Here is a 12,638-nt window from a genome sequence, read left to right as displayed (position 1 = left end):
CGACCGCCCCCCGGCCTCAGCGGGCGGAGAGGAGGAGCGCGCCGTCCTTCGCGGCGATCGTCACCGGCAGCACCCGCGGCAGCGACGCCACCACGCGGTCGAGGTCGGCGACGTCGTACACGCCGCCGATGCGCATCGCCCCGACCCGGCGGTCGGCCAGGCGCAGCGGCTGCGACAGATAGGGATTCAGCAGCGGGACCGCCTCGGCCAGGGTGATGTCGTCGAACACCAGCTTGCCCTCGCGCCAGGACAGGACCCGCGTCGGATCGACGCGCGCGACGCTGCCGAACCGGCTGTCGCGGGCGAAGCGGCCCTGCTGGCCCGGCGTCAGCCGCAGGGGCTCCTCCCCCACCGCGGCGGCGGCGCTCACGGTCACCGCGCCTTCAGCCAGCGTCACGGCCAGCTCGCCGTCGTTGGCCCAGACGTTGAACCGCGTCCCCGTCACCCGGACCCGATGGGCGGCGGTGAAGACGGTGAAGGGCCGCGCGGCGTCGCCCGCGACCGCGAAATAGGCCTCGCCATGGTCCATCAGGACGCTGCGGCGGTCGCGGAACTGGGCGTAGAACAGGGTGGTGCGGACGTTCAGGTCCACCGTCGAGCCGTCGGGCAGACCGACCACGCGGTGCCGGTCGCCGCCAAGGAAGACATCCACCCTGCCGGGCAGCACACCGAACGACCAGCCCACCGGCCAGCCGACGGCCAGGACCGCCGCGACGCAGGCCGCCAGCGCCCAGCGCCGCTGTTTCGGCGCCCGGACACTGGGAGAGCGCACCGCCTCGACGGGCCGTGCCGGAGCGGGGGTCGCGGCCACCCGCGGCCGCAGTCCGGCGGACAGGCCCCACAGCTCCCGCATCGCGTCGAATTCCGCCAGATGGCGCGGGTCGTCCCGGCACCAGCGCTCGAAGGCGGCCCGGTCGGCGTCGCTCACCTCCTCCGCTTGCAGGCGCAGGCACCAGTCCGCCGCCTCTTCGGTCACGCGGTCGTCGTCGGAAGGATGGGACGGAGGCATACAGGCGCGCTCGGCTCCGGAAATCGTGTGCCAGCTATAGGGCAGACCGGGACCACACCGCAAGACGGGGCGGATCGCCGCGACCGCTCCGCCGGGGCCGCTTCAGTTTTGCCCCGCTCGTTCGTCCTAGTCGTCAGGGCCGTGCGCGTCCGCCTTCCCGGCGGAGTCGTCGCGCGGCCGCCTGTCGCCCCGTCCCCCAGGAACCCCGATGCCGACGTCCCCCCGTTCCAGCCTTGCCGCACTGCTCCACCTCCTGCGCCCCTTCTGGCCGCTGCTGACCGCCGCCACCCTGCTGGGGGTGCTGGGCGGGCTCAGCGTGACCGGGCTGCTGGCCGCCATCAACCGCATCCTGCACGCCGGCGACAGCCCCGGCGCCGGACTCCTGCTCGCCTTCGCCGGGCTGTGCGCGCTGGCGCTGGCCGGCTCGGTCCTGTCCGACATCGGCACCAACCGGATCGGGCAGCGGGTCATCGCGCGGCTGCGCAAGGATCTGGGCGACCGCATCCTGACAGCACCAATCGACCAGTTGGAGCGCTACCGCAGCCACCGCCTGATCCCGGTGCTGACCCACGACGTGGACACCATCAGCGACTTCGCCTTCGTCTTCGCGCCGCTGGCGGTGTCGCTCAGCGTCACGCTGGGCAGCCTCGTCTATCTGGCGCTGCTGTCCTGGCCGATGTTCCTGGCGACGGCGGCGGCCATCCTGATCGGCAGCGCCGTGCAGTACGTCGCGCGCGGCCGTGGCATCGACGGCTTCCAGGAGGCGCGCGCCCACGAGGACGAATTGCAGAAGCACTACCGCTCGCTGGCGGAAGGGGCGAAGGAGCTGCGCATCAACCGGCCGCGCCGGCTGCGCCTGCAAAGCGAGGCGCTGCGCGGGACCATCGACCGCATCTGCGAGGTCCAGATCCGCTCGATCACCCTCTTCGTCGTCGCCAAGGGGTTCGGCTCCACCCTGTTCTTCATCGTCATCGGGGTGGCGCTCGGCGTCGAGGCGCTGTGGCCCAGCACCGACCGCGGGACGCTCAGCGGCTTCATCCTGGTCCTGCTCTACATGAAGGGGCCGCTGGAGCATCTGATCGGCACCCTGCCCATCGTCAGTCGCGCCCAGGTCGCCTTCCGCCGCATCGCCGAGCTGTCGGCGGCCTTCGCCTCGCCGGAGCCGCATCTGCTGATGAAGGACGACGGACGCCCGCCCGAAACCATCGACTCGCTGGAACTGCGCGACGCCCGCTACGCCTACCCACCGGCCGGGCCGGACGTGGAGCCCTTCGTGCTCGGCCCCGTGTCGCTGCGCGTCGGGCGCGGCGAGATCCTGTTCATCGTCGGCGAGAACGGCTGCGGCAAGACCACGCTGATCAAGATGCTGCTCGGCCTCTACGCCCCGCAGGACGGGGACATCCTGTTGAACGGCACCCCGGTCACGCCGGAAACGCGCGACGACTACCGCCAGCTCTTCACCACCATCTTCGCCGACTATTTCCTGTTCGACGACCTGATCCAGGCGGGCGGAAACGTGCCGGAGGAAGCCCAGGCCTATCTGGAGCGGCTGGAGATCGCCCACAAGGTCAGTCTGATCGACGGGGTGTTCAGCACGACCGACCTGTCCACCGGCCAGCGCAAGCGGCTGGCCCTGCTCCAGGCCTGGACGGAGGGGCGGCCGGTGCTGGTGTTCGATGAATGGGCCGCCGACCAGGACCCGGCCTTCCGCAGGATCTTCTACACCGAGCTGCTGCCCAGTCTGAAGGCGATGGGCAAGACGATCATCGTCATCTCCCACGACGACCGCTATTTCGACGTGGCCAACCATCTGCTCCGGCTGACCGCCGGAATGGTCGCCCAGGAGGAATTCACCCGCTAAAAATTTCACGGCGATGAAAGAATCCCCTTAAGTTCCGCCTACCCCCTTCGTCTTAGAGCCAGGAGACGGGTTTCGCAGGACGCGGAACCCGCCGGATCGAGCGTCATTCGGGGGTTTGGAGATGGAGATTGGGGTTGGTGCGGCCGCAGCGGCCGTCCGTCCGGCGACGGGCACGCGCGGGCGTCTGAAGGCGTTCCTGCTGGCGACGACGATGGCGGGAATGACGGCGTTGGCGCATCAGCCAACCGCCCTGGCGCAGCAGCCGGACGCCGGACAGGCTGGCGGCGGATCAGCCGGCAACGCCACGGTTCTCGCCCCGCTCACCGTCCAGGGCGTCGTCGGCGGCACCGACGGCTATGTCGCGACGCGCAGCGCCGTCGGCACCAAGGTGGACACGCCGCTCGTCGAGATTCCGCAGACCATCTCCGTCGTCACCCGCGAGGAGATGGACCAGCGCGCCGTTCAGGATTTCGGCGGTGCTGTCGCCTACTCGCCCGGCATCGTCGTGGTCGATTATCCGGGCGGCCCCGGCGCCCCGGACTTCTCGATGCGCGGCTTCCGCGACTTCAGCCTGTTCGGCATCTACCGCGACGGGCTGCGGGCCGGTTTCAACAACTACGACACCAATTTCGAGCCCTACGGGCTGGAGCGCGTCGACATCGTGAAGGGCCCCTCGTCGGTCCTGTTCGGCCAGACCGCGCCCGGCGGCGTCGTGAACCTGACCAGCAAGCGGCCGACCGCCGCGCCGCTGCACGAAATCCAGCTTCAGACCGGCAGCTACAAGCGCCGTCAGGCCGCCTTCGATCTCGGCGGGCCGGTCGATGGCGAGGGCAAGGTGCTGTACCGCCTGACCGGGCTCGGCCGCCTGTCCGACACCCAGGTGGACCACGCGCCGGACGACCGCCTCTACATCGCGCCGGCGGTGACCTTCAAGCCGACCGACAGGACCAAGCTGACCCTGCTCGCCAGCTACCAGTCGCTGAAGATGAGCGGGTCGGAGCAGAGCATCCCGCGCAGCGCGCTCGACCTGATCGGCACCGACCTCTATTTCGGCGTTCCGGGCGTGTCCGACTGGCGGGTGAAGAACACGTCGATCGGCTACGAGGTCGAGCATGAGCTGAGCCCGAGCTGGACGATCCACCAGAACGCCCGCTACATGCATTCCCGGGTCAGCTTCCAGTCCGCCTTCAGCACCGAATGGCCGGTCGAGCTGGTGGACGGCCGCTATTACCCGGTGGGGCTGCAGGACCGCCCGAAGAACACCGACACCTACCTGATCGACAGCAACATCCAGGGCAAGCTGACCACCGGCCCGGTCTCGCACACCATCCTGGCCGGCGTCGATTACGGCTACTACTCCGGCAAGGAGACGCGGCGGAACACGCTGAATTCGCTGGTCGTAGACATCTTCAACCCGACCTATCCGGGGACGGAGTTCATCTACGCCGACCCCTGGGTGAACGGGAAGAGCAAGCTGTCCCAGATCGGCGCCTACCTCCAGGACCAGCTGCGCTACGACAACTGGATCCTGACGCTCAGCGGCCGTCAGGACTGGGTGATCGGCAAGGAGGTCGACTACCTCTCCAACGGCTTCCAGACCACGCGCGACCACGACTTCACCGGGCGCGCCGGCCTCGGCTACGTCTTCGACAACGGCATCGCGCCCTACGCCAGCTTCGCGACCTCGTTCCAGCCGAGCACCGGCACGCTGGCGCCGGAACGCGGCGGCGGCACCTTCAAGCCGACCACCGGCACGCAGTACGAGGTCGGCGTGAAGTACCAGCCGACGGGCTGGAACAGCTTCATCTCCGCCTCGCTCTACCACATCACCCAGCAGAACGTGTCGACCAACGACCCGCTCTACAGCGGCTACGCCGTGCAGGAGGGCGAGATCCGCAGCCGCGGCGTCGAGCTGGAGGGCAAGATGGCGCTGACGGAGGCGTTCAGCCTGATCGCCTCCTACGCCTTCATCGACGCCGAGATCACCAAGGACAACCCGGCCGTCGGCTCCTCCACCAGCTCGGTCGGGCTGCGGCCGAAGGGGATTCCGCGCCACATGGCCTCGGCCTGGGGCGACTACACCTTCAAGGCGGGTCCGCTCGACGGGCTCGGCCTCGGGGCGGGGGTGCGCTATGTCGGCTCGTCCAAGAACATCGCCAACACCGCGTCCATCCCCGAGCACGCGCTGATCGACGCCGCCATCCGCTACGACCTGGGCGCCCTGCGTCCGGAGCTGGCGGGGGCCAGCGCCGCGCTCAACGTCAGCAACCTGACCGACAAAAAGTACTATTCGCCGGGCTTCTACGACAACACGGTGCTGTACGGCAACCGCCGCCAAGTCCTGGCGACGCTGAAGTACAGCTGGTAAGGCCGGCCCCTTGTCCCCGATGCCCGGCATCAACGGCACCGTCGGCCGGCGCCGCGTCCTCCGCACCGCCGCCCTGCTCCCTGCCGTCCTGCTCTCTGCCGGCCTGATGGCCGGCGGCGCGCGGGCGGCGGAGCGAAGGACGGACAGCGGACTCTGCGCGCTCGACTGGACGAGCGCGCAGGCCCTGCTGGCGCTGGGCATCGTTCCCCGCGGCCTGCCCGAGCTTGACCGCTACCGCCGGGCGGTGGTCGAACCGGCGGTGCCAGACGGCGTTCCGGACATCGGCGCGCGGGCGGAGCCGAACCTGGAGCTGCTCGACCGGCTGGCCCCGGCGCGTTTCGTCAGCGACGGCGCGCTGTCGGCGGTGCAGGGCCGGCTGGAACGGATCGCCCCGGTCACCGTCCATCCGCCCTTCGACACCCGGTCCGACGGAGACGGGCAGCCCGGTGGACAACTCGCCTTCGCCGTCGCGTCGCTGCGCGGGCTGGCCGCCGGCCTCGGCGTGCCGGAGGCGGCGGAGCGGGCGGTCGCCCGGCTCGACCGCACTCTGGCGGCGGCGCGCGACCGGCTCTCCGGATGGGAGCCGCGCCCGCTCTACATCCTCAGCGTCCTCGACGGGCGGCGCGTCCTCATCCACGGGCGCAACAGCCTCTATCACGACGTCCTCGACCGGCTGGGCATCGCGAACGCCTGGACCGGCCCCAGCGGCCCCTACGGCCACGCCACGGTGACCATGGACCGTCTGGCCGGGCGCCCCGACGCCGGGCTGGTCAACATCGGCAGCGAGGGCGGGCGGGCGCTGGAGACGCTGGCCGCCCTGCCGCTGTTCGCCGGCCTGCCCTTCCTGCGCGAAGGCCGGGTCACCATCCTGCCGCCCATCCTGTTCTACGGCGGCGTCCCGGCGGCGGAGCGTTTCGCCCGCCTTCTCGGCGAAGGGCTGGCGCCGCATCATGGCTGACACCGCGATGGCACCCCCGTCCCGCCGCTTCGGTCCCGCCTGGCCGGTCATCGGCCTGTTCCTGCTGGCCGGGCTGGTGTCCGCCCTCGTCCTTGAGCGGCAGTTGCCGGCCGGGCTGTGGTGGCGGGCGCTCGTCGCTCCCGACCCGGGACGGCTCGACCAGCTCGCCGCCCATTACGTCCTGTTCCCGCGCTTCGCGGTCGCCTTGCTGGTCGGGGCGGCGCTGGGGCTCGCCGGGGCCATCCTCCAGCAGGTCCTGCGCAACCCGCTGGCCGAGCCCGCCACGCTGGGCATCTCCGCCGGCGCCCACCTGTCGCTCGCCGTCGCCACGCTGTGGCTGCCCGACGCGCTGGCGCTGGGGCGGGAATGGGTGGCGCTGGCCGGCGCCGGGCTGTCGGCGGCGGCGCTGCTGGCGCTGTCCTGGCGCAAGGGGTTGTCGCCGGTCACCGTCGTTCTCGCCGGCCTCGTCCTCAGCCTCTACGCCGGGTCGGTCAGCGGCGTGATGGTGCTGTTCAACCACGACCTGCTGATCGGCCTGTTCCTGTGGGGCGCCGGCTTTCTCGACCAGCAGGATTGGAGCACGGCCGCCTTCCTGGCGCCGCGGCTGGCGGTGCTGGCGCTCGCCGCCGCGCTGGTCCTGCGCCCGCTGGTCCTGCTCGGCCTCGGCGAGGGCGGGGCGCGCAGCCTGGGCCTGTCGGTGGCGGGGGCCCGGCTGGCCGGTCTGGTGATCGCGGTGATGCTGGCGGCGTTGAGCGTCGCCGCCGTCGGCGTGGTCAGCTTCGTCGGGCTGGCCGCCCCGACCATCGTTCGTGTGGGCGCGGCCTTCTCGACCAGCGAGGATCGGACGCACGGCCGCCACAGCACCGCCGCCGCGGGCGCACCGCCCGGCGTTGCTGCTCGCCGCCGGTGCCCTGCTGCTGCCGCTGGCCCTGTGGGCGGCGGTCGCCGCCGGCCGCGGTCCGGACGGCTGGGAGTGGAGTGCCGGCAGCGCCCTTGCCGCGGTGGAGCCCTGGCGCCTGCCGCGGGCGCTGGCGGCGCTGGCCGGCGGGGTGATGCTGGCGGTGGCCGGCGCCACGCTGCAGCGGATGACCGGCAACCCACTGGCGGCGCCGGAAATCCTCGGCGTGTCCTCCGGCGCGATCCTCGGCGTGATCGTTCTGATGTTCTCCACCGAAATCCCCGGCCGCGGCGCCCAGATCCTGGCCGGCGGGGCGGGAGCGGCGGCGGTGCTGACGGCGATGCTGGCGCTCGGCCGCAAGGACGGCTTCTCGCCCGACCGGCTGCTGCTGGCCGGGATCGCCACCAGCTCCATCTCCGGGGTCGTCGTCGCCGTCCTGATGGCCGGGCACGACCCGCGCCTGCAGACGCTCGTCACCTGGCTGTCCGGTTCGACCTACATGGTCGGCCCGACCGACGCGCTGGCGGCGGCGCTGCTGGCTCTGCTCGCCATCGCCGCCATCCCCTTCGTGGCGCGCTGGCTCGACCTGCTGCCGCTCGGCGGCGGGGTGGCGGCGGCGCTGGGGGTCAGCCCGCCGCTCAGCCGCGCCGTCCTGTTCAGCCTGTCGGCCCTGCTGACCGCCGCGGCGACGCTGATCGTCGGGCCGCTGAGCTTCGTCGGGCTGATGGCGCCGCACCTCGCCCGCATGCTCGGCCTGCAGCGGGCGGCGGCCCATCTCCTCGGCTCCGCCCTGCTCGGCGGGCTGGTCATGCTGGCCGCCGACTGGCTTGGACGCGGCGTCCTCTTCCCCTATCAAGTGCCGGCCGGGCTGCTCGCGTCCGTGATCGGCGGCCCCTTCCTCCTCTGGCTTCTGGGACGGCGCTGATGATCCGCTTCCTCTGCGACACCGCGATTCCCCAAGACCTCCTCCCCGACACCCCCGCCGCCGCGGCGGACTGGCTGGTCGCCGCCTCGGAGCCCTACGGCCTGACCTTCACCCGCGACGGCGACCGCCGGACGACGGACGGACCGTTCGGCCGCCTGACGCTGACCGTGGGCACGGACGCCCTGCGTCTGCGGGCGGAATCGGACGACCGCGGCCTCCTGGAGCGGTTCCGCGGCTCGGTCACCGAGCAGTTGCTCGGCCTGCTCGGGGAGGACGCGAGGATCGTCTGGACCGGCGACGTCGAGACCGGGGCGCTGTTCGCCGATTTCCGCGAAATCCGCGTCGCCGCCGTCCGCGACCTGACCCCGCGCCTGCGCCGCATCACCTTCCACGGCCGCGACCTCGGCCGCTTCGCGACGTCGGACAACCTGCATGTCCGCCTCTACCTGCCGCCGCCGGGGCAGGAGGTGCCGTCCTGGCCGCGCCCCGGTCCCGACGGGCGGCCGGTCCTGCCCGAACCCGAGCGCCGGCCGGCGGTCCGCTACTACACCCTGCGGCGCGTCGATGCCGACGCCGGTGAGTTGGACATCGACGTCGTCCTTCACGAGGACGGCGGCCATGATGACGGCCATTCCGGCGAGGCGCCCGGCGCCGACTTCGCCCGGCGGGCGCGGCCCGGCGACCTCTGCGGCATGTCCGGCCCCTACGGGCTCGGCATCCGTCCGGCCTCCTGGTACCTGCTGGCCGGCGACGAGACCGCCCTCCCCGCCATCGCCCGCATCCTGGAGGAGCTACCCGGCGACGCCCGCGGCACCGCCCTGATCGAGGTGGAGGACGCGGCGGACGAGCTGCCGTTGCAGGCCCCCACGGGAATCGCTGTCCGCTGGCTGCATCGCCGGAGCGCCGGGATGGCGAGCCCGCTGGTCGAGGCGGTGCGTGCCCTGACCCTCCCGGCGGACAGCGCCACTTTGTTCGCCTGGATCGCCTGCGAGTTCGACGACCTCGCCCGGCTGCGCGAGCATCTGCGCGGGCGCGGCATCGACCGCGACCGCATGCTCGCCGTCGCCTATTGGCGGCGCACCCCACCGGGTAGGTCGGCATGACGCCCGCCATGGAGCCGATGTTCCGCCTCGACGGGGTGCGCTTCGCCTTGCCGGGGCGTCTGCTGCTCGACCTGCCGTCCTGCGACCTGTTCCCCCACCGGGTGACCGCGCTGATCGGCCACAACGGCTCCGGCAAATCGACGCTGCTGAAGATCCTCGCCCGCCAGCAGCCGCCGAGCGGCGGTCGGGTGCTGTTCGACGGCCGGCCCCTGGACCGCTGGCGGCAGCGGGCGCTCGCCCGCCGCATCGGCTACCTGCCGCAGCACATGCCCGCGGCGTCCGGCCTGCTGGTGCGCGAGCTGGTGGCGCTCGGCCGCTATCCCTGGCACGGCGCGCTCGGCGCCTTCCGCGCGGAGGACGCCCGCAAGGTGGAGGAGGCGCTGGCGCTGACCGACACCGCGCCCTTCGCCGACCGGCTGGTCGACAGCCTGTCGGGCGGCGAGCGGCAGCGGGTGTGGCTGGCCATGCTGATCGCGCAGGACGCCGGCTGCCTGCTGCTCGACGAGCCGATCTCGGCGCTCGACGTCGCCCATCAGGTGGAGGTGCTGGCCCTGGTCCGCCGCCTGTCGCGCGAGCGCGGCATCGGGGTGGTCGCGGTGCTGCACGACGTGAACATGGCGGCGCGCTTCTGCGACGACATCGTCGCCCTGCAGGGCGGGCGGCTGATCGACCGCGGACGTCCGGCCGAGATCATGACGCCAGCCCGGCTGGACGCCATCTACGGGGTGCCGATGGCGGTGATCCCCCACCCGGACAGCGGCGAGCCGGTCGCGCTGGTGCGCTGAGCACCGGCGGGCGCGCTCACGCCCCGCCATCTCCCACGCCGTCTCCCAAGATGCCGAGCTGACGGCGCAGCGCCGCCAGAATCTCCGCCGACCGGTCTGGATCGGTCGGCGCGGTGGCGCGGGCCAGCGCCATGCCGCCGACCAGAGCCGACACGATGGCGATGGCGCGGTCGCGGCGGCCGGCGTCACCCTCCCCGTCCCGCTCCGGCAGGCGCTTCTCCAATGCCGCGAAGAAGCGCTCGACGCCGGCCCCGAAGCGCTCCTGCACCGCGGGGTCCTGCCGCGCCACCTCCCCGGCGAAGGCGGCCATCGGGCAGCCGGCATCCGGTCGGTCGCGGTGCCGGTCGCTCAGATAGCGCGTCAGAAAGGCGCCGAGCGCCCCCTCCGGCGACGCCTCGTCGGCGGGCAGCCGGCCGAGGCTCTCCGCGAAGGCGGCCTCGCACGCCTCGGCGGCCAGCGCGTCCTTCGAGGCGAAATGGCCGTAGAAGCCGCCATGGGTCAGCCCGGCGGCCTTGGTGATCTCCGCCACCCCGACCTTGTCGAACCCGCGCTCGCGGAACAGGCGTCCCGCCGCCTTGACGATGGCGGCCCGGTTCTCCGCCGCCTTTTCCTTGGAAACCTTCACGTCGTCACCCTGTGCATGGCTGCCACGCCCTCATCGTGGGAGGTCGCGGCGATATTCATGATGGACGTCATGAATAAGTCCATTCATGATAACCATCATCATAACCCAGCGAGCATGGAGAGGACAATGACGGATATGAGCGGCGGCGTGGCCCTGGTCACCGGCGGCACCTCGGGCATCGGGCGGGCGACCGCGCTGGCCTTCGCCAAGGCGGGCGCCACGGCCATCGTCACCGGGCGGCGCGAGGCGGAGGGACTGGAGACGGTGGACCTCGTCCGGCAGGCCGGCGGGCGCGCCGTCTTCGTCCAGGCCGACGTCGCCGACGCCGAGGAGGTCGCCGCCCTGTTCGCCCGGATCGAGCGGGACCACGGCCGGCTCGACTACGCCTTCAACAACGCCGGCATCCATTTCGGCCGCTCGGTGGCCGACACGACGGAGGCCGACTTCGACCGCATGGTCGCCGTCAACATCAAGGGCGTCTGGCTGTGCCTGAAGCACGAGCTGCCGATCATGCTGCGGCAGGGCAAGGGCGCCATCGTGTCCACCGGCTCGGTGCTGGGCCAGATCGGGCTGGCCGGCAACAGCGTCTATTCCGCGAGCAAGGCGGCGGTCGAGGGCATGACCCGCAGCGTCGCCATCGAGGTCGCCAAGTCCGGCGTGCGCGTCAACGCCGTCTGCCCGGCGATCATCCAGACGCCGATGAGCGCCGGTTCCTTCGGTGGCGAAGAGGCGGTGAATGCGGCGCTCGGCCCGCTGCACCCGGTCGGGCGCGTCGGCCAGCCGCGCGAGGTCGCCGACACCGTGGTCTGGCTGTGCTCCGACGCCGCGTCCTTCATCACCGGTCAGTCGATCAACGTCGACGGCGGGCTGACGGTGCAGTGATTCCCATCCCATAAAGGAGTTCGCGATCATGGACGCAACGGACCCCGTCGTCATCGTGTCCGCCGCACGCACGCCGCTCGGCCGTTTCCAGGGGGAGCTGTCCACCTTGCCCGCCCACGCGCTGGGTGCCCACGCCGTCCGTGCCGCCCTGAGCCGCGCCGGGCTGGCGCCGGAGCGCGTGGACGAAGTCCTGCTCGGCTGTGTGCTGCCCGCCGGCCAAGGGCAGGCGCCGGCCCGGCAGGCGGCGCGCGGCGCCGGTCTGCCCGACGCCACCGGCGCCACCACCGTCAACAAGGTCTGCGGCTCCGGCATGAAGGCGACGATGCTCGCCCACGACCTGATCCGCGCCGGCTCCGCCGACCTCGTGGTCGCCGGCGGCATGGAGTCGATGTCCAACGCGCCCTATCTGCTGGCCAAGGCGCGCGGCGGCTACCGCATCGGGCACGACCGCATCCTCGACCACCTGATGCTCGACGGGCTGGAGGACGCCTATGAGGGCGGGCGCCCCATGGGCGATTTCGGCGAGGCGACCGCCGACCTCTACGGTTTCACCCGCGCCGAGCAGGACGCCTACGCCGTCGAGACGCTGACCCGCGCCCGCGCCGCCATCGCAAGCGGCGCCTTTGCCGCCGAGATCGCGCCCGTCACCCTCGCCGTCAAAGGCGGGGAACGGACCGTCGCCGACGACGAGAACCCGCTGAAGGTCGCGCCGGAGAAGATTCCCGCCCTGAAGCCGGCCTTCCGTCGCGACGGGACGATCACCGCGGCCAGCTCCTCGGCCAACGCCGACGGGGCGGCAGCGCTTTTGCTCACCCGCCGCTCGCTGGCCGAGCGCGAGGGGCTGCCCGTGCTGGCGACCATCCTCGGCCACGCCACCCACAGCCAGGACCCGGCCTGGTTCACCACGGCGCCGATTCCGGCGATCCGCAAGCTGCTCGACCGCGTCGGCTGGGGTGTCGGCGACGTCGACCTGTTCGAGATCAACGAGGCCTTCGCGGTCGTCGCCATGGCGGCGCAGCGCGATCTGGGCATTCCGCGCGACGCGCTGAACGTCAACGGCGGAGCCTGCGCGCTCGGCCACCCCATCGGCGCCACCGGCGCGCGGCTGATCGTGACGCTGCTGCACGCGCTGGCGGCGCGGGGGCTGCGCCGCGGCGTCGCCTCCCTGTGCATCGGTGGCGGCGAGGCCACGGCCATCGCGGTCGAACGGCCTGCCTGACCCTT

Annotated in this window: 10 protein-coding genes and 1 pseudogene; 9 read left to right on the top strand and 2 right to left on the bottom strand. The window is 72.2% G+C overall.

Annotated elements, in window-relative coordinates:
• Positions 1-16: 16 nt before the first annotated feature.
• Complete coding sequence (locus tag ABAZ39_RS27315; protein WP_040137463.1) at positions 17-1,009, bottom strand: FecR family protein; 993 nt, start codon at positions 1,007-1,009, stop codon at positions 17-19.
• Between the two features lie 208 nt (positions 1,010-1,217).
• Here ABAZ39_RS27315 and ABAZ39_RS27310 point away from each other — a divergent pair, with 208 nt between their 5' ends.
• The 7 genes and pseudogenes from ABAZ39_RS27310 to ABAZ39_RS27285 all read left to right on the top strand — a co-directional run bounded on the left by ABAZ39_RS27310 (position 1,218) and on the right by ABAZ39_RS27285 (position 9,907).
• Entirely contained in the window at positions 1,218-2,870 is a 1,653-nt protein-coding gene (locus tag ABAZ39_RS27310; protein WP_040137462.1) for a cyclic peptide export ABC transporter, read from the top strand.
• Between the two features lie 121 nt (positions 2,871-2,991).
• Positions 2,992-5,238: a TonB-dependent siderophore receptor gene (locus ABAZ39_RS27305; RefSeq protein ID WP_040137461.1), complete on the top strand. Its 2,247-nt coding sequence runs from the start codon at positions 2,992-2,994 to the stop codon at positions 5,236-5,238.
• A 19-nt stretch (positions 5,239-5,257) separates the two neighbouring features.
• Positions 5,258-6,196: an ABC transporter substrate-binding protein gene (locus tag ABAZ39_RS27300; RefSeq protein ID WP_051658624.1), complete on the top strand. Its 939-nt coding sequence runs from the start codon at positions 5,258-5,260 to the stop codon at positions 6,194-6,196.
• Positions 6,189-6,950, top strand: a pseudogene (locus ABAZ39_RS37240) (iron chelate uptake ABC transporter family permease subunit); the annotation flags it as partial. The gene ABAZ39_RS27300 and the pseudogene ABAZ39_RS37240, both read left to right, overlap by 8 nt.
• A 136-nt stretch (positions 6,951-7,086) precedes the next feature.
• Positions 7,087-8,019, top strand: coding sequence for an iron chelate uptake ABC transporter family permease subunit (locus tag ABAZ39_RS37235; RefSeq protein WP_247881795.1), 933 nt, complete (start codon positions 7,087-7,089; stop codon positions 8,017-8,019).
• Positions 8,019-9,122, top strand: coding sequence for a siderophore-interacting protein (locus ABAZ39_RS27290; protein WP_051658623.1), 1,104 nt, complete (start codon positions 8,019-8,021; stop codon positions 9,120-9,122). The genes ABAZ39_RS37235 and ABAZ39_RS27290 overlap by 1 nt, the downstream gene beginning before the upstream one ends.
• Positions 9,119-9,907, top strand: a complete 789-nt coding sequence (locus ABAZ39_RS27285) for an ATP-binding cassette domain-containing protein (RefSeq protein WP_040137460.1) — start codon at positions 9,119-9,121, stop codon at positions 9,905-9,907. The genes ABAZ39_RS27290 and ABAZ39_RS27285 overlap by 4 nt, the downstream gene beginning before the upstream one ends.
• A 16-nt stretch (positions 9,908-9,923) precedes the next feature.
• Here the strand turns inward: ABAZ39_RS27285 and ABAZ39_RS27280 are convergent, their stop codons facing one another.
• A complete protein-coding gene (locus tag ABAZ39_RS27280; protein ID WP_040137459.1) occupies positions 9,924-10,532 on the bottom strand; it encodes a TetR/AcrR family transcriptional regulator in 609 nt (202 codons plus the stop codon).
• Between the two features lie 126 nt (positions 10,533-10,658).
• Between ABAZ39_RS27280 and ABAZ39_RS27275 the strand changes: the two genes are divergently transcribed.
• Together ABAZ39_RS27275 and ABAZ39_RS27270 are read left to right on the top strand one after the other, a co-directional pair.
• Positions 10,659-11,414, top strand: a complete 756-nt coding sequence (locus tag ABAZ39_RS27275) for an SDR family oxidoreductase (protein WP_014199259.1) — start codon at positions 10,659-10,661, stop codon at positions 11,412-11,414.
• A gap of 25 nt (positions 11,415-11,439) precedes the next feature.
• Positions 11,440-12,633, top strand: coding sequence for an acetyl-CoA C-acyltransferase (locus ABAZ39_RS27270; protein ID WP_040137458.1), 1,194 nt, complete (start codon positions 11,440-11,442; stop codon positions 12,631-12,633).
• Positions 12,634-12,638: the final 5 nt, after the last annotated feature.

Origin of the sequence: Azospirillum argentinense (assembly GCF_000632475.1) — a bacterium.
GTDB lineage: Bacteria > Pseudomonadota > Alphaproteobacteria > Azospirillales > Azospirillaceae > Azospirillum > Azospirillum baldaniorum.
Note: the sequence above shows the minus strand (reverse complement) of the source record. Positions and strands in the feature narration are given on the sequence as shown.